The sequence below is a fragment of the Fimbriimonas ginsengisoli Gsoil 348 genome (assembly GCF_000724625.1).
In the GTDB taxonomy this organism is placed as follows: domain Bacteria; phylum Armatimonadota; class Fimbriimonadia; order Fimbriimonadales; family Fimbriimonadaceae; genus Fimbriimonas; species Fimbriimonas ginsengisoli.
The window spans coordinates 1,061,517-1,084,042 of the sequence record NZ_CP007139.1 but is presented as its reverse complement, the minus strand read 5'-3'; the positions used below and the strand labels follow the sequence as shown (position 1 = coordinate 1,084,042).

Here is a 22,526-nt window from a genome sequence, read left to right as displayed (position 1 = left end):
GGCGATCGGCTTCGATCGCCATGCCCTGCTTTGAGGGACGATTAGGAGTCTATCGCGCATTTGTTTCCGCCATGTTTCCGGTCGTCGAACTTCGTCAATCCATGGAAGCGGCGGGGGTGCCGACCGGCAAAGGGGCTAGCCGGCGGGAGGGCTCCGAGAAAATCGCCGACCAGTTGGGGGCGGTTTTGAGCGTCGCCATCGCGATTATCGTGATCGCGCCCACCGCGACGAATCCAGAGGCGTAGGTACCCGTCGCATCGTGCAGGTGGCCCAACGCGAAGTTGAGATAGTAGCCGCCGACTCCGCCCGCGGCGCCAACGAGCCCGGTAACCACACCGACCTCGTTTTTGAATCGCTGCGGAACGAGCTGAAACACCGAGCCGTTGCCCATGCCGAGGGCGCCCATGAGGAAGAGGAGCAAGAGGCAAGTTGCTGGGAAGCTGTGAACAAAGAGGGCGACGCCGACCGAAGCGGCAAGCACCACCCCGTAGAGGATGGTGAGCATTCGTAACCCGCCGAACCTGTCGGCCAGCGCTCCACCCACCGGGCGCAACAGCGAACCCGCGACGATGAACGGCCAGGTCCACAGGCCAACGGCCGCTTTGGGGGCGTCGAATTGATCCACGAAGAAAGTGTTGGCGAACGTGGAAAGCCCCACAAAGCCGCCGAAGGTGACGAAGTAGAGCAGGCAAAAGCGCCAAAGGTCGGTACTTGCGAGGACGGCTTTGAAGTCCACGGCCCGCAGTGGCGGCGACGTTCGGGGAGGTTCTTTGGCGAGGAGGGTAAAGATGACCAGAGTCAAGGCAACCGGAATCGCCAGCAATCCGAATACGCCGTGCCAGCCAAACCGCTGAGCGAGCAAGGGCGCGGCAATCGTGGCGAGAACCGTTCCCGAGTTCCCAGCTCCCGCAATCCCCATCGCGATCCCCTGCATTTCGGGTGGGTACCAGCGCGAAGCCAGCGGCAGAGCGACCGCGAACGAAGCGCCTGCGACCCCGAGGAAGATTCCAACGCAGACCAGCATCCCGTACGAAGTGGCCGATTGCCAACCGAGGAGCAACGGTAGGAGCGTGACGAACAGAGAGGCAATGCCAACCTTTCGGGCGCCGAGACGATCGACGAGGATCCCGATCATGATGCGCCAAAACCCAGCCGCGAGCAGGGGAATGCCGATGAGGGTCAGCTTGGTCGACGACGGGTACCCGTTGGCGACCGGCTGCGATGAATGACCGGCCGCGACGAGGGTGCTCATCGGGCTTAGTGGGACGACGTTTTCGTTGGGGTTCCCCTTTGCGCCCGAGCCAAGCTGAACGTGAATCAACCGGGACCGCGCGTTTACCGCATCGAGGGTGGCCGGATCCGCGTTGTTCACCACGAACGCCTCGACCGGTTTCACGCTCGAACGGGTGGCAACCCCCGGTGCGCCAGGCTTGATGAGCAGGTTGTAGACGTTGCCGGGCTGATGCTTGGCGGGGTCGGCTGCCTTAACGACGAGCGTGTATTGTCCCGCCTTCGTGATCGCGGCGGACGGGGTCACCTGTAGGTTTTCCCCGGTCAGCCCGGCGTCCGTCATGATGAACGGCGCAAGGGCGCCAAGAATCACCCAAACCATAAACGAGATATCGAAATGTAGGAAAGCGCTGAACAAAGTGGGGGCGTTCCCGCTGTTCTTAAGACTGGCGAGCTTCAAAATCAACCTCCGAAACGGCCGGTTGGGTGGTTTCGTCGAACTCACCCATCACGAAGAAAGGGCGGGCGAGGACTAGCCGTCGTCCATCGACTCGACCTTGGCCGCGCAAACTTTGAATTCGGGCATTTTCGAAACCGGGTCGAGCGCCGGGTTGGTCAGCAGGTTCGCCGAACCATGGCCCCCCCAGTGGAACGGCACAAAGATCGTGTCCTGGCGAATGGATTGGGTGAGCTTGGCCTTGAGGATGGCCCTGCCCCGCCGGGTCCGGACCGAGACCAAGCAGCCGTCCCCGGTGTTGAGGCGACTTGCGAGCGCCGGATGCATCTCCACGAACGGTTCTGGTGAAGAAGCGGAGAGCTCCTTCACGCGGCGGGTTTGAGCGCCGGATTGGTAGTGAGCCATCACCCGGCCGGTAGTGAGATAAAGTGGGTAGTCCTCGTCAGGCTCCTCGGCCGCCGGCCGGTGCATCACGGCGTGAAATCGGGCCCTGCCATCTGGGGTGGCGAATCGATCGAGAAACAGACGCGGGGTTCCTGGATGGTCCGAAGAGGGACATGGCCAGAAGACGCCGTCCTCGGCGGCGATCCTCTCGTAACTGATCCCCGAGTAGTCGGCGACGCCGCCCTCGCTAGCCCGGCCCAGCTCCTCGAAGACCTTAGCGGGCTCGTCGGAAAAGAACCTGCCATGGCCCAAGCCTTCGGACAGCAACTTGATCACTTCGAGGTCGGTTTTGACCCCGACGGGAGGCTCCGTCGCCTTGCGCCGAAGGAGGACGCGGCCTTCTAGATTGGTCATAGTGCCCTCTTCCTCGGCCCATTGCGCGGTGGGTAGGACAACATCGGCAAGCAGCGCCGTCTCCGTCAGGAAAATGTCCGAGACGACCAGCAGCTTCAATGCCGCGAGCTTTTCACGGATTCGACCCGCATTGGGAGCCGAAACGACCGGGTTGGAGCCCATGACGATCAGGGCTTCGATGCCTCGTTCCGTGCCGATCGAACCCAGCAGCTCGACGGCGGAAAGCCCGGGGCCAGGTAGGTCGGCCGCTTCGATTCCCCACACCGAGGCTATATGGGCGCGCGCCTCGGGGTTATCGATTCGACGATAGCCGGGGAGTTGGTCCGCCTTTTGGCCATGCTCCCGCCCACCTTGACCGTTGCCTTGGCCGGTGACGCAGCCGTATCCGCAATTCGGTTTGCCCACCTTGCCGAGCGCGAGGGCGAGATTGATGAAGCTGAGGACGGTGTCCACGCCCTTCGAGTGCTGTTCGGCGCCTCTCGCCGTAAGGATCATTGCGGACTTAGCTTCGGCCAGCAACTTGACTGCGAGACGAAGCTGTTGGATGGGAACGCCGGTCATTCGCTCGACCCGGTCCGGCCAATAAGAGGCGACCGATCGTTTCACGGCATCGAATCCGTTTGTGCGACTGGCGATAAACTCCTCGTCGAGAACCCCCTCCTCGATGGCGATATGCAGCATGCCGTTCGCAAGGGCGAGGTCGGTCCCCGGGGTTGTTTGAAGGTGGAGGGTCGCCGATGTGGCGGTGGGAGTTTTGCGCGGGTCGACGACGATCAAGCACCCCCCAGCTCTTTTTTGCGCGTCGAAGTACTGCATGATCGGCGGCATCGTCTCGGCCACGTTGCTTCCCACCAGCAGGATTGCTTCCGTATTTGCGATGTCCTCGATCGGAAACGGAAGACCGCGATCTATGCCAAAGGCGCGGATGTTCGCCGCTGCCGCGGACGACATGCAGAACCGTCCGTTGTAATCGATGTTGGATGTGCGTAGCGCGACCCGGGCGAACTTGCCGAGCGCGTACGCCTTCTCGTTCGTCAGGCCGCCCCCTCCGAACACCCCGATCGAATTGACGCCGCGGTCTTTCTGTATCTCGGCGATGCGACGGCAAATTTCACCGATCGCCTCGTTCCAGGAAACCGGTTCCAGCGGGCTCCCCTTTTCGCGTCGCATCAGCGGACTGAGGAGGCGTTGAGGACTATCGAGCAGGGAGGCGGACGTCCAACCCTTGGAACACAGACCTCCTTTGTTGGTTGGGAAATCGGGACGAGAAAGGACCGCGATACGGCCATCGCTTGACGCCAGATTCATTCCGCACTGGAGGGCGCAGTAAGGGCAGTGAGTCGCGATCATGCCCCGGACTGAACGACGACCAGACCGACGTCGATGACGATCACGCCCGTAACCCCTTTAGGAGCGCCGAGCCAAACCTCCAAGAGGGTGCCCGCCGGACGGGATTCCACGATGGCAAGAGGAACGTGCTGGTTGGCCGAGGGACCGAGCGGGACATACCGGATCGGCCGGCCGTCCGCCATCAAAGCTAGGTATACGAGCTCCTCCGACGAATTGCCGGCCCGAATGTATAGAACTTCGGCGGACTTTCCGCGCGGCACCTCGAAAGAGAGCTCTCGGTTGAGGGGCGCGAGATCTACGATCCCGCCGCCGACGAACGGATAGACGCCCTGCAAAAACTGGGGCGCGGCCTTGCCGGTCCGGGTTAGAAACTGTAAACGGCTCTCGCTGACGAGCGAGCCTTCCATCAATTGAGTGAGCGTATCTTCGCGCATAGGTTCCTCGGAGCGCGCGACGTTACGCATAGCCCGGAATCCACATCGGCCCCGAGCAGGTTACGATGCCATCTTAACCGAGGCTTGTTTCTGAACTGTTTCCGACTCGGAAACCTTATGGTTTGAAACTGCGAGCCTCTTTACCGCACAGGTGTAAGCCGGGCAAACCGCTTCACGGCATACGGTATGACACGTCCATGTACTTCGATTACGAGCCGCCACCGTTCCAGATCGACAAAAAGGAAAGCGGGCCTTGGATGACCCTAAGGTGTGTCTGGAACGATGAGACTGCGCGGGCAGCGGCCGAGGCGGGGATCGTCGGACTCTCCGTTGGTCCTGAGAACTCCGACCTCTCGTTTCTGAAGGACCTGTCCCACTTGCAAGGCTTCAGTTACCTCCACGACGGAGCGGACATTGGGCCAATCCACCACCTGGTTAACCTGAGGTGGCTTGGGATGTTCAATATGCGGGGGCCCAAGGTCGACTTCACCCGCTTCCCCAACCTGGAGGAATGCAATCTCGACCCTTGGTCGCCCACGGTCTCGCGGGTCTTCGAGGCGCACTGGCTCCGCAGGCTTTGCCTCGATCGCTTACCGAACAAACACTTTTCCGGAATTGCCAACCTTGCCTGGCTCCGGCGGCTGACCATCTTCAGCGGATCGATCGAGACCTTGGAACCGATTGGCGGGCTGACCCACCTCGAATACCTGCGAATCGCTCGAATGAGGAAGCTGCGAGACGCCTCCGCGATAGCTCGACTTACAAACCTGCACGAGTTAAAGGTGCAAGACTGTTGGGGATTCTCCACCCTGAACCACCTGTCTTCGCTGACCCGATTAGAAGAGCTCACCCTAGACGGAGTTGGCCCCGTAGACACCCTGACGCCCCTAGCGACGCTCGTGAATCTAACGAGATTCTGGCTCTACGGCATCCGTAATACGCACCTTGTCGATCGAGGCGTCTCCGTCCTAGAAAGACTTCCGAACCTGGAGCGATACTGGGTAAAAGTTCACCGCGCCACTTTGACCGGCCCAAACCGGGAGTGAGACCCTTAGCGCGCTAGGCCTTAGATAAGCCTGCGTTCCAGGCATCTCGAGCGCTGATGACCTCATCGCTTGCTCCCTGCCAGAAGCTGTTGGTTGGATGCCGGCTTTCAGATATGGCTTTGAGAATGTTCGGTCCGTTTCCATCCAGTCGGACGCCTTCACTCTCATTGAACAGTAAGATCACCTCGGCCGGACCACAATCTAGCCGTCGACAACGTGCACTCAAAGCCGTGTCGCCACGGTAGAAATTAGTGAAGACCTCTTGATTCGACGTGCGCTCTTATCCTAAACTAGGTTGCCAGTGCATATATTTGCGGTTTGGCTTGGAAAGCTTTATGCGAAGAATTCTAAGTTTGTTCGTTTTGATCCTGGTTGGGATATTTGGCCTTTCGGGGTGCGGTGGTTCGGGCACTTCGGGCATTTTGCCCGAGAACCCGGACCCGGGCATTTACGAGGCGTCGTTCTCGCGCGGAGGCGGAAGGATGACCGTCACGACGGCCAAGAACAACTCGGTAACGGTTGTCGTCGCGGATGACGCGGCTGGAGTCTTCACGGGTACCGGATCGCTAAGGTCCGACGAATCATTTTCTGTGACTTGCAAGGGACCTAACGATCAGTCGATTGTCGTCACCGGAACTCTCCAGAAGTCGGCTCTCAGCAAGAAGTATGTTGGGAAAATACAAGGCAGCTTCACATTCACTTACGACGCGCCTCTTGCGCTAGGCAACGTCGACGTTACGCTGTTTGCAGGAACGTACACGGGGACGGTCGACATGCGAAATTTCGATTCGTGGCCCTGCACGGTGGTTATCGACGCGAACGGATTTATTACCGTGAACTTTACGTCGAACACCACCCCAGTTTCCATGCGGGGACTTCTATATTCGGACGGTCATGCGATTTTGAGACCAGATGACACGGTGACTCAGAAGTTGAACTATTGGGGGAAGGGGGCTGCTTATCTGTTCTTCGATCTGGGCAACCTCTACTTTAAAGTGTCCATAAGTACAAAGAAGGACGGGAACGAAGTCGGCGTCATTCGAACGCAGACTCCATACCTACCTGGTTAGCCGCTGAGGATTTGGAGTCAGAGACAGTGTTGTTCCGTGCCGCTGTAAGGGGCGGTACGGTGCTACGAAGAAGGTAAACGTACCTCAAGAGCCCGCCTTCGCCTACGGCTTGCCAGCCGTAGCCGGAGGCGAAGGCTGGTGGGCCCAGCTAGATTCGAACTAGCGACCTCACCCTTATCAGGGGTGCGCTCTAACCAACTGAGCTATGAGCCCGGAACGGTTGCGGAGTATACCTTGCCCTTGCGAGGACCGCAAGGGCTGCTTGCCGTGTCAACATCTGACGAACGGGATCATGGCTCAAACGGCGATTTCTAGACGGGCCCTCAATCGGGCGCTTCTTGCTCGACAGATGCTCCTTCAGCGAGTGGAGGATCCGGTGGAAGAGGTCGTCGGGCGACTCGTCGCGATGCAGGCGCAGGAGCCGCGGCCGCCGTTTATCGGCTTATGGTCTCGCATCGCGGGATTCGATCGAGCGGAAGCGATCCGCCTGCTGCACGAGCGCCGGCTTGTCCGGGCGTCCACCCTGAGGGGAACCCTCCACCTGATGACCGCCGCCGACTACGCGGCGTTCAACGCCACGGTGCAACAAGGCCCAGAGGGAGCCCGCGCCATCCTCAAGGACCGAATGGATGGGTTGGATATCCCCGCAGTGATCGCGCGGGCTCGCGAGCTGTTCGCGGAGCGGCCGCAGACGTTTACCGAGATCCGGACCGGGTTAGCCAAGGCGTTTCCAAACGTGCAGGACGACCGGGCGATGGGATTTACTGCTCGAATGAGCCTTCCGCTGGCGGCGGTACCCGACGACACGCCGTGGGGCTTCCGCGCCGATCCGATCTTTACCAACGCGGACACCTGGCTAGGCAAGGAACTCAACGCTCAGGCGGACATTCGCGGCCTCCTCCTTCGCTACCTCGCGGCCTTTGGACCCGCCACCGCCGGCGATTTCCAGGCTTGGAGCGCGTTGAAAGGGGGTAAGGAGGCGATGGAGTCGCTTCGTCCGGAGCTCGTTTCGCTCCGTGACGATCGAAAGCGGGAGCTGTTCGACTTGCCCGACGCGCCAAGGCCGTCCGAAGACGTTCCGGCTCCGGTTCGATACATCGCCGATTACGACAACCTGATTCTCTCGCACGTCGACCGAACCCGAATCGTCGCCGACGAGCACCGGCCGCGAATCGTGAGCAAGAACCTGCGGGTGGCGGCGACCTTCTTAGTGGACGGCTTCGTCGCCGGGACCTGGCAGACGACGGCGAAGAAGAAAGCGGCGACGCTCACGCTATCTCCGTTCGTCGATTTGGGGAAACGGACCCTAGAGGAGTTGGAGGACGAGGGGCTGAGGCTCCTTCGGTTTTTGGAGCCAGGGGCGTCCGAGTATTCAGTCCAGTAGTAGCGTCGGCGCCCCGCCGATGATCTTGGTGTTCCGAACGTACACCAAGCGCAGGTACGAGCCAACCTGCGGCTACACGTCCTTCGGACGAAGTGTCCAAGATTGATCCCTAGTTCGTGTGGATCACTGTTCGCATTTGGGCGCAGACAATCTGGCTAACATCTGGTGGTGAGCGACGGCGCCCTTCCGACAGACAAACGACAGTTGACCTTGGACCCGGAGAATTGGGAAGAGTTCGCGCGGCTGGCCCACCGGATGGTCGACGATATGGTCGATCATTTGAGATCGTTGCCCGACCAGCCGGCCTGGCAGCCGATGCCGGCCGGGCTGTCCGACCGGATTCTAGACGAGCCGTTGCCCACCCGGCCGCAGGGTGAGGAAGAGGTTTACGAGCAGTTCCTCCGGGACGTGCTGCCGTACCCGAACGGGAACCTGCATCCGCGGTTTTACGGCTGGGTGCAGGGGAACGGGACGCCGCTCGGCATGATGGCCGACATGCTGGCATCGGGGATGAACGCCCACCTCGCCGGGTTCAACCAGGCTCCTCCTTCGGTCGAGTTGAAGGTGATCGATTGGCTTCGCGAACTGCTCGGCTTTCCCGAGGGGACCAGCGGACTCCTCCTCTCGGGCGGCAGCATGGCGAGCCTCACCGGCCTTGCGGTCGCGAGGAACGCGAAAGCGGGGTTCGACGTGCGCGAAGAAGGAGTTCAGGGCGACAAGCCGCACTTGACCGTCTACGGCTCTAGCGAGACCCATTCCTGGGCGAAGAAGGCGGTGGAGCTGCTGGGACTCGGAAACCGCGCATTCCGGCGCGTTCCGGTCAAGCCGGACTTCACGTTAGACGTCGAAGCGTTAAAAGCCGCCGTGCGGGAAGATCGTGAGGCGGGGCACCGCCCGATCGCGGTTCTCGGTACCGCGGGGACCGTCAATACCGGCGCGACCGACGACCTAGACGCCCTCGCCGATCTCTGTGCGGCCGAGAACATGTGGCTGCACGTCGATGGCGCGTTCGGAGCGCTGGCGGCGATTTCACCTCGTCTTCGCCCGCTTGTGAAGGGACTGGAGCGGGCCGATTCCGTCGCGTTCGACCTTCACAAATGGATGTACCTGCCGTTCGAAGTGGCGTGCCTTCTCGTGCGCGATGGCGAAGCCCACCGGTCGACGTTCTCGCAAAACGCCTCCTACATCTCGGCGCTGGATCGAGGGACGATCGCCGGCGGCCTCTTCTTGGCCGATCTCGGGGTGGAGTTGACGCGCGGGTTCAAGGCACTCAAAGTCTGGATGTCGCTCAAAGCGTACGGCATCGGGCGGTTCTCCGGCCTCATCGAGCAGAACGTGGATCAAGCGCAGTACCTGGAGAAGTTGGTAGGGGTGGAGCCGTCCTTAGAGCTCACTGCGCCGGCGCCGATGAACATCGTCTGCTTCCGGTATCTAGCGGACGGGTTGTCCGACGAGAAGCTGAACGACCTCAATTCGGAGCTGCTGTTCCGAGTTCAAGAGTCGGGAGCGGCGGTGCCGAGCTCAACCGTTATCGACGGCAAGTTCTGTCTGCGCGTCTGCTTCGTCAATCACCGGACGCGTTTCGAGGATGTCGACGATCTTGTGTCGGTGGTTCTGAGGATCGGCGGCGAGTTGTCGGCGGAGTCGAAGTAGCATCGGACCAACCGGCTTACGCTAACCGGGCCATTTGCTCGGAGAACTCCAGTGGCCCCTCCCATACTTCGCCGCCGTCCTCGTATCCCCACCAGGAAGATAGGACACCGAAGACGATCGACCAGGAGATAGCTCTTTCGAGGTCGAGCGAGAGGATTTCGCAAAAAGCGCGCACTCGGTGGTCGAGGACCTCTCGGGTTTCTTGCCGAGGGTTGACCAGGAACGAGGGGAGCTCGAATTCTCGTTCGCCGACCACCCCTTTCGGGTCGATCGCCAGCCACGCCTCGCGAGTAGAGGAGAGGATATTTGCGTGGTGCAGATCGCCGTGCAGCAGAACCTGCTCCCCCTCGGATGCCAGAAGCTCTTCTCGAAGCCGTTCCGCCCGATCGACCGCGTGCGCCGGGAAAGGGCCGCAGCCGCCGTCGAATGTCTCGCGTAGCCGCCCAAGGCCGGCCGTCCATCGACGAAGATCGGGGAAGGCGTCGGAATCGGGGGCCGCCCGCCAGAGGTTCCGCATGACGTCTGCGGCGATCGCGATCGACTCCTCCTCGGACCGGGAGGTCAGCATGTCGCCCGGCGTCAGGTGTTCCAGCAGCATCGCCCCTGCTTCAATATCGGCCTCGATCAAACGGACCGCCCCCCGGCCGGCGAAATGTTCGAGCGCGCACGCCTCGCTACGGAATTCCGGTCCCGGTTTCCCCAGCTTTAGAACGACCGATGTGCCATCCGATCGGATTGCCCGCAAAACGTAGTTATACGAAAGATTTCCAAACGGCTCACCGAGGCTCAGATGCCAGCGCTGGGCAATCGATTCAAGGTTCTCGGGCGCAACGGGCGTCATGACGGTCAAAGAATTCGTTGGACCGTCCAAAACAGCGCCACCGCGGCGATCGCTACCGATGCGGGAATGGCGACTACCGACCGATATCGCTCGTTCGAACGGTACCAGCCCACCAATAGAAACGCCGCCGCCACGACGGTGAGCTGCCCAAGCTCGACGCCGCCGTTAAAGCCGACAAGGGCAAGGAGAAAGTCGTTGCGGTGGAGGCCGAGATCCTGCAATGCGCTGGCGAACCCCAGACCGTGGACGAGTCCGAATCCGAAAACCACGAAAGGACGCCATTTGTTGAGCTTCGACGTGAAGAGGTTCTCGATGGCGACGAAGGCGATGGAGAGGGCGATGACTGGCTCTACAATCGCCGAGGGAAGCCGAACCACGCCATAAAGCGCGAGGCCGAGGGTTAGCGAGTGAGCCACCGTAAAGGCGGTGACCTGCTTGACCAGATCCCGGGTCCGCGAGCTAAGGAGGAAGAGGCCAAGGACGAACAGGATGTGGTCCAACCCGTTCGGCAATATATGGGTGAACCCCATCCGCACATATCGCGGAAGCACGGTGTACCAAGGCAGCGAGACCGTTGCCGCCGGCACCGATATAGACTGCGGTGGCCCGCCACCGCTTTCCGTAGCGAGCCTGCGAGCGTTGACTAGCGCAGGCGAAGTCAACACTTTTTTGGGTGGCGTCACCGGTAAAGGCGCTATGGCTGGCTTGCTTACTTTCGCCAAAGCCGCCGGCGACTTGACTGGGGCTTTTTTCAGGGGCGGGCCGCCCCTGATACCCACGGGCGGGCCGCCCGTGCCACGGCGCGGGGAAGTCATCGCGACGGCGCGCTTGGCGACTTCGGCGGGGGATGGGATGGCGAGAGGAGTGCTCGTGGAACCGGCTTCGACCGGTTCGGAGATCGGCTCCTGATAGGGGAATTCGGTGGTGAGGACGACGGAGTCCAGAACCTCGGCGAAGTGGAAAGAGGAGCTCTTCACCCCTTTCGGTAGGTGGGCGGTCAGGTTCGCCGCCAGCATCATCGGCAGCGCGTTTCGTCCGTTCCGGGCGACATAGTTCTGAACGTCGGCGGCGGTCGGAAAGGTGAAGGAGTCGGCCTTCACCTCCGAGCCGTCGGCGAGAATCCGCAACTCGGTGCGGAACCGCACCTTGGCGTCGGCGAGCTGTGCGTCCAGCGTTGCCGCGGGTAGGTCCAGCAGCTCCTTCATCTGCGCATCTCCCGCCTCGCGGGGACGCTGTTCCAAGACGAAAGCGAGGAGGTCGAACCGGACCTCTAGCCTTACGGAACCGTCAGCCGCGATCTTGGCCTGCGCCGATGCCACTGCGGAAGGGTGGAAGGCGGCGCTCAGCGCCGCCAGTCCGACCATCCACAGGACGACGAGGAGCCGGATCACTGCCCCTTGAGCGTCTCCCAAAGCCGGCGGACCGCCGCCGGCGAGAGGTCTTGATCCCAGATGGTGAAGTCCCGGATATCGCCCTGGAAGGTGCGCTTCCGCTCCCACGCGTCTGGCGGGTAGACCCGCGCCTGAGCCTGATCGTTCTCGAGGTCGACCTGCTCCGCCGCGATCTGCTGCCCGTTCTTGTACAGCCGCATCGTGCTCCCGTCGTACGTGGCGGTAAGCATCTGCCATTTGCCGAGGTCGAGCCGAACGCTCGTCGCGACATCCTTATTGGCGGACCAGAAGTTGATGCCACGGTCGAAGACCGTGAAGTACCGGCCGGTGCCGGTGCGGCCGTCGATCGCGCGGCCGAAGCCGGCGATCATCGTCCGCGGCTCAGGCGTGGCATCCGCCCGGCAGAACAGGTTGATCGTCCACGGTGCTTTTGCGTTCGTGGGCAGGGTCCGAACCGGGAAGGTCTTGGCGACCTTCGCCTCCGGCGCGGGGATCGACAGTACGGCAACCCGTTCGGCGATCTCGACTCTCTGTTCGGCCATCGCATTGCCGGCGTGGGAGAGGTCCTTCACGCCGCTGACGGAGACTGTTTCCGTCTGTCCGGGAGCGAGCGGGCGCTCCATGGTCAGTTCTACCGACCGCCCGTCGGATTCGAGTTCTGCCGCCATCGGCTTGACGCCGGAGGCGAACCGGTAGTTCGCAACGTTTTCGGCACTTTGCCGGTCAACCCGCTCTGAGAAGTTGATCCGCACGAAGCCAAGCGCCTTAGGGGACGACGCCGCGACGACGGCCGGAGGGGTCGTGTCGTGGATGTCGAGGGTGGCGGTGGCAACCGGCCCGACGTGGCCGTAGGCGTCCACCTCGGCCACGTGGATCGTCGTTGGATCGCTAAGCAGGATCGGGTTCTTGTAGAGCGGGGAGCTTGCGGTGGGAGTACTGCCGTCGAGCGTGTAGTGAAGACCGCCAGCGCGGAAGTAGAGCGGAGGATTGAGCGTGACCGGGGTCGCGTCCGTGAACGTGCCCGAGGACGGAGAGACGCTCGGCCGGCTGCTGCCGTCGTCGCGATGGTCGGCGAGCGTGTCGTATAGCGGCTGCGCGGCCTGGGCGACGTCGTGCGAGTTTCGCGCCACCGAGATGGCGAAGATTCGTACGCGGGGATCGTTCGGCAGCTTCAGTCCGACCGTCCCCCGAGGAATCTTCAGCCCGTACTTGTACACGTAGCTGTATTGATAGTATTCGTTGCCGTCCACAGGGTGGTGGCGGTGAGAGGCGTAGAAGGCGACTTCGGCCGGCTTGACCCAGCCCGGTACGAGCCCGTTCATGTGCTCGTAATAGGAGAAGTTGGGCCCGGGGTCGTCGGCCCAAAGCCGGTTGTCCCATTGGCCGACGTAGCCGGACCAGTCTTGGATGGTGAGGGCGCTAGGCGTTGGGCGTTGGGCGTTGGGCGTTGCCGGAACCGGGGCGAACGAAGTGGCGACATCCCCGCTCGCCGAAGAGGCGAGGATGTAAACCTCGTCCTGGCCGGTAGGCAGTTTGATTGTCTGCCCGTGCGCAACCACAGCGTTTTTCGCTCCGTCCTTGGTCGAGCCGAGTCGGAACTTGATTCCGTCGATGGCGAGAGAGGACGGGAACTGTTCGGCTGCGTACGTCCGGCCAGAGGCGTCGAATTTGCCGTCGGTTCGGTTCTTATCCGTCGAAACCGCGTCCAGGTCGTAGTTCAGCGCGACCGGATTGCTGACCGTGGTTTGGGCCGGCATGCGCGAAGCGCCGAGCTTCACCGCGAAGGTCTTGAAGCTGTAGGCAGGGACGTTCGTGACGAGGGCGCCATTTTGGACGGTGGCCCCGCCGATCGGCATCTCCTGGCCGTTCAGCTCGCGAGCGGAGACGATGCCCGCCGGGGAATAGATCTGGACGCCGCTTGCGTTTCGGCCCTCCAGTTCCCTCAGGCGAACAATGACCTCGTTGCCGTCCTCCGCTTTCTTGAGAGCGGAAATCTCGACCTGCTTCGTGTTGGTGCTCACAAGCGAGAAGCTCTTGCCCAACGAACCCGGATGGGAAGCGACGGAGAAGACCCGGAGCGGTTGATTGACCCGCTTCGCGGTCCACGGCACGTTCCCCTTTCTCCAGTCGCCGACGTGCGGCTGGATCGCGTAGAGAGTCTCTTGCCGGCCGAAATCTTGCGTGGCTTGGTCGTTGAAGCCGCTTCGCGTTCCCGGCGTGTAGAGGAGGGTCAACCGAACGGTATCGTCGTCCGGCTTGTCGGAGCCGAACTTGCCGTCGTTGAGAATGGCGACGCCGTAGTCCCCCTTGGTCCCGGTGAGGTCCAGCCACTGGTGCTGCGGCACTTCGTATTTCTTCGGATCGTTGTTCCCGCGCTGGATCGCGCCGAGCTGAAGGTCGTAGGTCGCCTTCGGATTTCCGGTCGTGAGCGGGAACGAGGCTTTGAGCGCACTCTCGCGAGTTTGCCAGTCAATCTTGTTCAACACTTCGACACGATCGCCGGCCGCGCCGGCTGCGAGCCGGATCGTCTGAACGAAGCGTGAACCGTCCGTCTCTCGGGTGACCCGAAGGGCGACACGGGCGGGGCCGTTTTCGGCGATTTCGATCGTCGCGGGGCCGTGGACGTAGCCGCGCGGCGGAAGCTTGGCGTCCGTCCAGTCCATGTTCCAAGCCGGGAAGGCGCTCGGATTGTGATATTGGAAGGCGAGGCGAGCCGGCGCCTTCAGCACCTCGCGCTTGTTCACCTTGTCGTAGATCGAGGCGATATCGCCGTCGCGGTTGAGCGTCACGCGGAACTTCTGGTTTTCGAGGGTCTTGTCGAATACCTTGAGACCGGAAGCGGCTGCCGATGAAGCGCTACGAACGTCGAAGGTCGTGAAGCTCGTAGCGGGAACCTTGGCGACGAACAGGATGTGTTTCACCTTGCCGTCGTTGGACATCTCTTGCGTCGGAACCGCGACCCCATCGGGCCCGTAAACGATCGGTCTGTTCATTCCCGCCGAGGGAACGGTCATTTCGACCACATCCTCTCGGCCGATGGAGAGAGGGTTGTAGACGACGACCGATCGCCCCTTGGCGCGCGTGTCCATCGCGGAGGTGACCGCTCCCACTGCGTCCTGGGTAACGGATGCAAAAGCGTTCTGAGCCAGAAGGAAGTCGTTCCAGCAGAATTCGTACGCCTTCGGAATGCTCGTTCCCGGCAGCATGTCGTGCATCTGCGAGCCGAGTACCAGGTCCCACGCCCAATAGAGACGGTCGCTGGGATAAGGGGCGCGGCCAAGCCACATGGCGGCGACCGACGCCCGCTCGGCGGCGTCAGCGAGCTGCTCGCTCTTGCGGTTCCATCGCTTCATGTACGCCTGCGACGTGATCGATCCGGCCGAGTGCTCGGTAAGGAGCAGCTCGCCTTGATACTGAGGAAGCTTGGCGACCTGAGCCGGGGTGAGCGACTTCACCATCTCATCGGCCTTCGACGAGACGACCGAAACCGGCCCTTGGCCGGCGATGCTCTTCTCGATCCATTCGACCGAGCTGGCGTTCGGCGCGCCGCCACGGTCGCCGGTGCCGTAGTAGTGGTAATCGACGTAGGCGCCGGACTGCCTGCCGGTGTTTTGAATGCGGGCGAGCCAACCGGTGTTCTGGCTCAAATCCTCGTTAACCGATCCGCCGTAGGAGCCGGGATCGAGCGCGGCGACTACGAATCGCCCATCGGGGCCGATCCACTTGCCGACCTTGAATGGAATGCCGACCGCCGAGCCCCACGTCAGCTTCTGAGTGGAAAACCCGTCGAGACCGCAGTGCGCGAGGATCGACGGGAGGGCATAGGGGAAGCCGAAGCAGTCGGGGAGCATGAACTCCTGACTGGCCACCCCGAATTCGTGCCGGAAATAACGGTTTCCGTAAAGGATGTGGCGGATCAGCGACTCGCCTGAAGGGACGTTCGCGTCCCCTTCGTCGACGGAAGAGCCACACGGGAACCAACGCCCGGCCTTGATGTACCCCTTCAGCCGCTCGTATTCGGCTGGGTAGTACTCCTTCATCATCTCGTATCGCCGCGAGCCGCTGAAGTTGAAAACGTAGTGCGGGTACTTGTCGATTAGGGCGAAATTGTCGTTCAGCGTATTCGCGATGTACTCGCGAATCACCTGCGGATACGCCCAGCGCCACTGGGTGTCGAGGTGGGCGTACGGCACCACATAGAGCGTATTTCCCTTCGAAAGGTCGCGTACCGGAGCCTGCTTGGGCTTTTTCGCGGTCGGTTTTTTGTGGCCCGACTTTTCGTGGGTTGGTCCGGCGGAGGTGACTGCCACGGAGGTGAGCAGCACGGCGGCGAGGGCGCTCCAGCGGAACGGCCGGGCGGATGAGGAGTATCGGGGACGAGTCATGGCTAGTTCGGTGAGCGCAAGAGCCACAGTGCCCTTACCTCCGAAACTTACCTGTTTCATGAGGCAAAGGCGGCGTGAAGTGCTTTGGCAGTAGCATGGCGCGGTGGTACGCGCCGTGCTCTTTGATTTGGATGGCACCTTATTCGATCGCGATGCCGCCTTGAGGCGGTTCGCGGCCGACCAGCATCGCCGGCTAATACTGCAACCGGTGGTCGACGAGTCCGAGTACGTGGCGCGGTTCATCGAGTTGGACGATCGAGGAAAGGTTTGGAAGGACCGGGTGTATCGGCAGCTTGTGCAGGAATTTCCGCTCTCCGAGCCCTGGGAAAAGCTTCACGCCGACTATGAAACGACGTTCGCCTCCCATGTTTCCCCTTATGCCGGAACGGAAGAGATGTTGCGGGGACTGAAAGGGCAGAACTTGGCGCTTGGAATCGTGAGCAACGGCCTCACCCACTTTCAAAAGCGGACGTTCAAGGGGCTGAATCTTACGGCGCTTTTCGACGTCTTGGTGATCTCCGAGGCGGTCGGAATGCGGAAGCCGCACCCGGACATTTTTCACTTTGCGCTGGGGCAGCTTGGCGCGGAAGCTGCTAACTCGGTGTTCGTCGGGGACGATCCGGATGCCGATATCGTAGGCTCCAAGTTGGCGGGACTCCGCGCCGTGTGGCTCCGCTCGCCGGAAAGGGAGGAGCCAGCCGAGTGCGACGCGATTATCGATCGGATTACCGATCTTCCCAACGTCTTGCGAGGGTTTTAGGAATTCGCCAGAGGCAAGGGTCGCCTCCCTACGTCCGAGGGGCGTGTAGCCGCAGGTTGGTTCGTACCTGCGCCCGGTGTACCTTCGGTACACCGGGATCATCGGCGAGGGCGCCGACGCTACGTCCAGAGCCTTGCCATCGCAGACCAAACCGATTGACCGGCTGTCGCGGGACCCTGCCCGACGCGCCGTCGGCAGGGTCCGGCCACCGGCCGGGCAATCTCTACGGACTCTTTGGAAGGACATGTGCTCGCACCTGCGGACGGAGTCCCGACGATCCGCATGTTAGGTCAAAGGGCGAAACTTCCTCGCGCAGGTACGAGCCAACCTGTGGCTACAACGCTTCGCGTTAGATCGCTCTGCGCGGGGCGGACGACGATGCAGGTCCACGAGCAAGTCGTCCGTGCCACGTATGGGTGGCGTACGGACTATCATAAAAAGAGAAGGAACGATGAGTACGACCGAGCTCCTCCAGAATGTCGACCCCGAAGTCGTGGCGGCCCAGGCCCGCGATGGATTTGCTATTGCCCGCGGACTCTTTAGCGAAGAAGAATGCGCGCGGATCGCCGACTACTTCACCTCCATGGTCGAGCGCGGCGGCGACGGCTGGGCGGAAGGGGAGGTGGATCCGAACCATCCGGACCCGCTCAAGCGCTATCCCCGCCTTTTGCAGCCGCATCGCGGAGACGACGTGGCGTTCAATTTCATGATCGATCCGCGCATCCGAGCCCATCTTACAGCGCTGATGGGGGCGGAGCCATTCGCGGTTCAGACGATGGTCTACTTCAAGCCGCCGGGCGGCCGAGGGCAGAACCTTCACCAGGACAACATGTACCTGCTCGTCCAGCCCGGTACCTGCATGGCGGCGTGGCTTGCCCTCGACGATTGCGACGAAGAGAACGGGTGCATGATGCTCGTCCCCAACACGAACGGCCTGCCCATGATCTGCCAGGTGGACACGCCCGGCCTAGATGAGGAGCAGTGGGGAACGATCGAGACCCCGCTCCCGCCCGGCACTCAGCCGATTCCGGCCCTAATGAAGCGAGGGGATGTCCTGTTCTTCAATGGAAGCGTGATCCACGGATCGTTCAAGAACAAGAGCAACCGTTTCCGGCGAACCCTCATTGGGCACTACATCGCGGCGGAAACGGAGCAGGTGGCGAAGTACTACTTCCCGGTTTTCCGGATGGACGGCTCACGCCTAGACGACGGCATCGCCGCGTCGGAACCGAGCGGTCCGTGTGGGGTGTACGAAGCGTCCGAAGTGGCCATGTCCGGCCACTTCAAAACGTGGGAAGCGGCGCACTAGCGGTATCGCTCGAGCATCGCTTCGGCCTCCGGGCCGAACTCCACCAAGCGGCGATAGAGCGTTAGCTGAACCATTCCGCGCACCTTGTTGAGGTCCGCGGGATCGTTCGGGCCGAGCTGGAAGTAGGTGTCGCCGCGAAGGTAGTCGGTGAGGAACCGGAGCCCAAGCTCCAGGGTGATCGCCTGAACGGCGAAGACCATCATCTTGACTTCCTCTTGGGTGACCTCTTTGGAAGCCTGTAGAAATCCGCGGGTGACCGCCTCGTAGACCTCTCGGTCCACGACGACTTTCGACAGGTCGCGCTCCTTCTCGCCCGCGACGTTGACCATCGACCGCTGGAGATCGCCCCAGTCGGCGAGCCAGGTAAACGGCATGATCGTGTCGAGATCGACGAGCGCTTTCACTCGGCCGCTTCCGGCCTCGAAGAGAAAGTTCTCGATCTTGGTGTCGCCATGGATTAAGGTGTGGCGAATCCGACGATCGCTAAGCGCCGTCCAGAGCCCCATCGTGAACGGCTCTCGTTCCTGCACAAGCTCGATAAACGGAGCGAGATCCGGGTCTGTGGTCCGGGCTAGAAACTCCTCGTCCTCCAGAGCTACGAGGAAGTGCAGCTCGGTCCCGGCCCGAACGGTGGGATCGGTGGGGAGCAGCTCCCAGCTTTCGTCCAGGGTGCGATTTCCGGCCATCACCGAGTGGAACTGCCGGTAGTAGAGGGCGGTGTCGCGATACCCGGGAAGCGATCCGGCGATCGCCGTGGGATCGATAGACGAGGTTAAGTCGGAGTAGATGGCGGTTCCCCGCCCGATCTCCTCGGCGAGTGCGAGCTGAGCCCCACGGTCGGAGATCTCGCCCAGACTCTTGTAGCTAACGACGCCCGGAATCCGCACCATCATCCGCCAGACCGACGGGCCATGGTCGTCGCTGAGGTCAAGATACGGTGCCCCGCTGTGGGTTCGAATGAGGCGGATCGGCTCCCAAACCGGATCGCTTCCGTCCGCCTGTAGGGCGGCCGACTGAGCGTCGATGACGGCGAGCATCGCCGTCATGACCCGATGCGGCATGGTGAAGACCTCGGAGTTCACCTTTTGGAGGAGATACTCGCACCCTCCCGCATGAACGGCATAGGTGTGGAGGTTGATATTTCCCCGATCCGGGAACGGTTCCACCGTGATCGGCTCCGGTATGTCGAATCTCCCAGCCAGCCACTGTAGGTCTTCGTCGGTGTAGGCGTTTAGGAAGCTCGTAAGGTGCGAGGGTCTCTCGCTGGGGTCATAGGCTAGCGACTGCTGGATCATCGTCGGTCCGGCGGGAAAAAGTACCCGCCGGGGAAGTATACGACTCCCGGCAGTTTGGCGAGGTGGGAGTGTAGTCCCTTTGCGGCTTAAGCGGCATCTGTGGCACGCAATCGCCTCCCCGTAGCGTCGGCGCCTTCGCCGATGATGCCCCGGTATAGCGCACAACGCGGTCCTGACAGGGGTAGGTCGGAATCTGCTCTTCCTGGGTTCGTTTTTATCCTGTTCTGGTTCAAATCTGGGTTCGTTCCCTGGTTTTTCCTTTGGGGTCATCGCCTGGGAGGCGATGCTACGGGGTACGTCGGTGCTTTCTTAGGCGGCTGACGGAGGACATGCCGCTGCTTCCGCCGATGGCGCGGCCGGAGGCGTCTCGCCAGAAGATGCCGTAGTTGCCGAACAGGGCGCCGGTGGCACTCAGGATGACGGCTGGAGGCGATGTTCCGTCGGTGGTTTGGTTTAGGATCTGCCCCGTGCCGTTATTGTCCGCGGCGATCGCGAGCCGGGCTCCGTCGGGGCTGAACGCTTCCCCTTGGGGAAAGACGTTGTTTGGGTTCGGCAGCGCCACCGAGGTCTGGATGGCGATGGTGAAAACGAGCAGTCGGTTGCTGGTCGCTTGCTCCTCCCAAAACGCGAGTTTTAGGCCGTCCCGGCTAAAAGCTGGAAGCACGTGGTTCGCGGCGACGGTCGTAAGCTGATTCGCCGGCCCGGCCGGTCCTGCGCTCAAGGTGCGGAGAAAGACCTGATCGATGTCCGCGTTCGCGGCGGAGGGAGCGACGTACGCGACCGTATCGTTGTCGGCCGGAGAAACCGCGGCTCCGTCGGCGACGCCGTAACCGGTCGGCGAGCCGCCGGTTAGTGGTTCTGCGAACAACGTATCGACTCCCGATCCATCCACCGCGGTGTAAACCGCTTTGGAGCCGTTCTGGGTTACCGCGATCGAGGTGACCTCGGTATAGACCGGAGCCACCAACGTGGTCGCCCCGGTCAAGGTGAGGCCCACCGAACGGTAGATGCCGTAGAGGCCGCTTCCGTTCGGATCCGCGGCGAAGACGTACTCCGTCGGCAGCGCCGGGTTCACCGCGAAGATGAGGATGCTTCCGGAGACGTTCGGGATGAGGGTGACGTTGTTCGTTCCGGACGGGGAGATCTGCTTGACGTCGAAATTGGAGCCCTGTCCGTTCGGGGTTCCATAAACGATCGACGTGGAACCGGTTCCCGCCGAGGTGGCGGTCGTCGCCGTAGTCGCACTTGTCGCGGTCGTTGCAGTTGCGGAGGCCGTGGCTGTCGCCGTCGCGGTACCGGAAGCGGTCGCGGTGGTCGAATCTGTCGACGTTCCGCTGCCGTCTCCTCCTCCGCCGCAACCAATGACGAGCAATGCTAGGATAACGAAGAGGAGGGCCGGAAGGATATTTCGGTGGTTTTGCATAAGAATCCTCCTAACCGGTCGGAGTGAGAGTAAGCAGCACCTGGTCTACTCCGAAACGAATTTGGGTCGTGCCCGGCCCGGTCGTCGTCAGTTGAAACTTAGTGGTACCGTCGCTGGCGAAATACTTAGGTGCGTTCGGAATCGGCACTGTCACCGTCGTGTTGGTTGTGCCCAGCGTTAGGTTTGCAACGCTTTCGAAGGCCGAGGTGGCCTGGTTAAAGAGCTTGAGCGTCGTGGTTCCGCTCGTCCGCATCGCGGTCACGGTAACCGACGCGCCGAATTGAACGGCCTTGGCAGGGGGATGAGAGGCGAAGGTCCCCTGTACGGTGGCGACTTGGCCGCCGCCCGCCGGCGATGCGCTCCTAACCACGTAGTCGTGGCCGTCTTTGGCGACCATATTGCTCGGCACCCCGGCGACCGCGGTACCCGACACCACGGAGAGTGAACTAGGCGAGGTCGCGAACGGACCGAATATCCCCAGCAGGGAACCAAGTCCCGTTACGAAGTCGTAGCCGACGCGCGCCGAAAACTGCCCCGACGTTCCGGAGGTGATGTCACGGAAGAACGATGTGCCGGCGAGTCCATACAGGCGGGTCAACTCGGAGAAGCTGGAAGCGGTGAAGTACCCGCGGGCGTTTGTGATCCCGGCGCAGACTGGGCACGCAAGACTGGTGCCTCCCACCACGAACCAACCGACGCCGGTTCCAGGAATGGGGGTGCTGTCATAGACGGCAACGCCGGTTTCGGGATCGGCAATCGCTGCGATGTCCGGCGTCCCACGGGCGGAGCCGACAACGCCCGAAACCGAATTCTGGTACGTCGGACGCGGCTCGCGCGAACTTGGGCCACCTCCCGCACTGCTCCAAGCGGTCTCGGATACGACGCTGCCGTTGGATAGCGCAAGCCGAGTACCGCCGACGCCGACTACGTTGGGCGAGGCGGCCGGATAGGACACGAGGTTGCTGGCATCGCCTGAGCTGGCGAAGAAGACTTTGTTCGTCCCCAAGAAAGTGGAATCGCTAGCCGACTCGTTTGTAAATTCGTTAGCGCCGAAGCTCATGGAGATTTGGCGGACGTTGGAGAGTTGAGTCGCCGCCACTCGAACGGCGGCAAGCAGGTCGAGGAGGCTGTCGCTATCGGCTTCGATCAGATAGATCTTGGCGTTGGGAGCCATTGCGTGGGCCCACTCGATGTCGAGGGCGATCTCGCCGCCCCAGTCCGCGTTGGTGGCGGGCTTTGTGCCGGAGGCATAGACGACCTGAAAGACCCGATTGGTTGAAGCGGTGGCCACCCCGGACGGTTCGGTGGGAAGTCCGAACTGAGCGGAGAAGAAATTAAAGTCGTTGAGCGACGTGGGAAGGTCGAACGCGTCGACGATGGCGATCGCCTGCGTGCCGAGATTTGGCGGAACGTTGTAGGCGGCGCGGATGTCGGCGGGATGGTAGCCGGGGATGGTTTGACCCGCCGCCGGCCCGTGCGCGGCGGCGAGCTCTGGAAAAGGGGAGTCCACCGATGGAAACCGCCAGGGTCCGATATAGATCCGGTAGTTCGTGTGGGCGGTCCCCGGACGTTCGCCGGGACGACGGACGGAAGTGGGAGGGACGATCACCTGTGCGACCGCGCTCGATACGAGCACCAAAAAAAGAATTGAAAGTCCAAACCGATGGCGCATGATGTCTCCGCCGCTAGGATGCTTCCCC

15 protein-coding genes and 1 tRNA gene are annotated in these 22,526 nt (G+C 61.9%); 6 read left to right on the top strand and 10 right to left on the bottom strand.

Annotation, left to right across the window (positions count from 1 at the left end; all coding sequences use genetic code 11):
* Nucleotides 1-94 precede the first annotated feature (94 nt).
* From OP10G_RS24020 to OP10G_RS04960, 3 genes are all read right to left on the bottom strand, one after another.
* On the bottom strand, nucleotides 95-1,690 hold the full coding sequence (locus tag OP10G_RS24020; RefSeq protein WP_158409136.1) for an MFS transporter: 1,596 nt from the start codon (nucleotides 1,688-1,690) through the stop codon (nucleotides 95-97).
* 72 nt (nucleotides 1,691-1,762) lie between these two features.
* Entirely contained in the window at nucleotides 1,763-3,835 is a 2,073-nt protein-coding gene (locus tag OP10G_RS04965) for a molybdopterin oxidoreductase family protein (protein ID WP_025226991.1), read from the bottom strand.
* A complete protein-coding gene (locus tag OP10G_RS04960) occupies nucleotides 3,832-4,269 on the bottom strand; it encodes a hypothetical protein (protein WP_025226992.1) in 438 nt (145 codons plus the stop codon). Before OP10G_RS04960 ends, OP10G_RS04965 begins: the two co-directional genes overlap by 4 nt.
* A 197-nt stretch (nucleotides 4,270-4,466) precedes the next feature.
* Here OP10G_RS04960 and OP10G_RS04955 point away from each other — a divergent pair, with 197 nt between their 5' ends.
* Both OP10G_RS04955 and OP10G_RS04950 read left to right on the top strand, forming a co-directional pair.
* Entirely contained in the window at nucleotides 4,467-5,315 is an 849-nt protein-coding gene (locus OP10G_RS04955) for a leucine-rich repeat domain-containing protein (protein ID WP_025226993.1), read from the top strand.
* Nucleotides 5,316-5,650: 335 nt separating this feature from the next.
* A complete protein-coding gene (locus OP10G_RS04950; protein ID WP_025226994.1) occupies nucleotides 5,651-6,385 on the top strand; it encodes a hypothetical protein in 735 nt (244 codons plus the stop codon).
* A gap of 136 nt (nucleotides 6,386-6,521) precedes the next feature.
* On the opposite strand, the gene OP10G_RS04945 is transcribed toward OP10G_RS04950, so the two are convergent.
* Nucleotides 6,522-6,598: transfer RNA gene (locus tag OP10G_RS04945), tRNA-Ile, on the bottom strand.
* A gap of 136 nt (nucleotides 6,599-6,734) precedes the next feature.
* On the opposite strand from OP10G_RS04945, the gene OP10G_RS04940 reads away from it, so the two are divergent.
* Nucleotides 6,735-7,769 carry a winged helix DNA-binding domain-containing protein gene (locus OP10G_RS04940; protein WP_144240999.1) on the top strand — a complete coding sequence of 345 codons (1,035 nt, stop codon included), beginning with the start codon at nucleotides 6,735-6,737 and terminating at the stop codon, nucleotides 7,767-7,769.
* A 168-nt stretch (nucleotides 7,770-7,937) separates the two neighbouring features.
* Nucleotides 7,938-9,422, top strand: coding sequence for a pyridoxal phosphate-dependent decarboxylase family protein (locus OP10G_RS04935; RefSeq protein WP_038472598.1), 1,485 nt, complete (start codon nucleotides 7,938-7,940; stop codon nucleotides 9,420-9,422).
* Between the two features lie 16 nt (nucleotides 9,423-9,438).
* Here OP10G_RS04935 and OP10G_RS04930 read toward each other — a convergent pair whose 3' ends face one another.
* Genes OP10G_RS04930 through OP10G_RS04920 form a run of 3 tightly spaced genes read right to left on the bottom strand, consistent with a single transcriptional unit; the run spans nucleotide 9,439 to nucleotide 16,039 of the window.
* Nucleotides 9,439-10,263, bottom strand: a complete 825-nt coding sequence (locus OP10G_RS04930) for an aminoglycoside phosphotransferase family protein (protein WP_025226997.1) — start codon at nucleotides 10,261-10,263, stop codon at nucleotides 9,439-9,441.
* 5 nt (nucleotides 10,264-10,268) lie between these two features.
* Nucleotides 10,269-11,654 (bottom strand): HupE/UreJ family protein, encoded by a 1,386-nt coding sequence (locus OP10G_RS24015; RefSeq protein ID WP_025226998.1) that lies wholly within the window; start codon nucleotides 11,652-11,654, stop codon nucleotides 10,269-10,271.
* Nucleotides 11,651-16,039: a glycoside hydrolase family 38 N-terminal domain-containing protein gene (locus tag OP10G_RS04920; protein WP_025226999.1), complete on the bottom strand. Its 4,389-nt coding sequence runs from the start codon at nucleotides 16,037-16,039 to the stop codon at nucleotides 11,651-11,653. Before OP10G_RS04920 ends, OP10G_RS24015 begins: the two co-directional genes overlap by 4 nt.
* Before the next feature lie 103 nt (nucleotides 16,040-16,142).
* On the opposite strand from OP10G_RS04920, the gene OP10G_RS04915 reads away from it, so the two are divergent.
* Entirely contained in the window at nucleotides 16,143-16,799 is a 657-nt protein-coding gene (locus OP10G_RS04915) for an HAD family hydrolase (RefSeq protein WP_038472595.1), read from the top strand.
* A 451-nt stretch (nucleotides 16,800-17,250) separates the two neighbouring features.
* Nucleotides 17,251-18,108 (top strand): phytanoyl-CoA dioxygenase family protein, encoded by an 858-nt coding sequence (locus OP10G_RS04910; RefSeq protein WP_025227000.1) that lies wholly within the window; start codon nucleotides 17,251-17,253, stop codon nucleotides 18,106-18,108.
* On the opposite strand, the gene OP10G_RS04905 is transcribed toward OP10G_RS04910, so the two are convergent.
* The 3 genes from OP10G_RS04905 to OP10G_RS04895 all read right to left on the bottom strand — a co-directional run bounded on the left by OP10G_RS04905 (nucleotide 18,105) and on the right by OP10G_RS04895 (nucleotide 22,465).
* Nucleotides 18,105-19,403 (bottom strand): phosphotransferase, encoded by a 1,299-nt coding sequence (locus tag OP10G_RS04905; RefSeq protein WP_025227001.1) that lies wholly within the window; start codon nucleotides 19,401-19,403, stop codon nucleotides 18,105-18,107. The two genes, OP10G_RS04910 and OP10G_RS04905, sit on opposite strands and share 4 nt — an antisense overlap.
* Before the next feature lie 286 nt (nucleotides 19,404-19,689).
* Complete coding sequence (locus tag OP10G_RS04900; protein ID WP_025227002.1) at nucleotides 19,690-20,826, bottom strand: TolB-like translocation protein; 1,137 nt, start codon at nucleotides 20,824-20,826, stop codon at nucleotides 19,690-19,692.
* Nucleotides 20,827-20,836: 10 nt separating this feature from the next.
* Entirely contained in the window at nucleotides 20,837-22,465 is a 1,629-nt protein-coding gene (locus OP10G_RS04895) for a S53 family peptidase (protein WP_144240998.1), read from the bottom strand.
* Between the last annotated feature and the right edge of the window lie 61 nt (nucleotides 22,466-22,526).

Coding starts and splice junctions, on each gene's coding strand:
- OP10G_RS04965 (WP_025226991.1), bottom strand. CDS start 3,835: ATGATCGCGACTCACTGCCCTTACTGCGCCCTCCAGTGCGGAATGAAT.
- OP10G_RS04960 (WP_025226992.1), bottom strand. CDS start 4,269: ATGCGCGAAGATACGCTCACTCAATTGATGGAAGGCTCGCTCGTCAGC.
- OP10G_RS04955 (WP_025226993.1), top strand. CDS start 4,467: ATGTACTTCGATTACGAGCCGCCACCGTTCCAGATCGACAAAAAGGAA.
- OP10G_RS04950 (WP_025226994.1), top strand. CDS start 5,651: ATGCGAAGAATTCTAAGTTTGTTCGTTTTGATCCTGGTTGGGATATTT.
- OP10G_RS04940 (WP_144240999.1), top strand. CDS start 6,735: ATGCTCCTTCAGCGAGTGGAGGATCCGGTGGAAGAGGTCGTCGGGCGA.
- OP10G_RS04930 (WP_025226997.1), bottom strand. CDS start 10,263: ATGACGCCCGTTGCGCCCGAGAACCTTGAATCGATTGCCCAGCGCTGG.
- OP10G_RS04920 (WP_025226999.1), bottom strand. CDS start 16,039: ATGACTCGTCCCCGATACTCCTCATCCGCCCGGCCGTTCCGCTGGAGC.
- OP10G_RS04910 (WP_025227000.1), top strand. CDS start 17,251: ATGAGTACGACCGAGCTCCTCCAGAATGTCGACCCCGAAGTCGTGGCG.
- OP10G_RS04905 (WP_025227001.1), bottom strand. CDS start 19,403: ATGATCCAGCAGTCGCTAGCCTATGACCCCAGCGAGAGACCCTCGCAC.
- OP10G_RS04900 (WP_025227002.1), bottom strand. CDS start 20,826: ATGCAAAACCACCGAAATATCCTTCCGGCCCTCCTCTTCGTTATCCTA.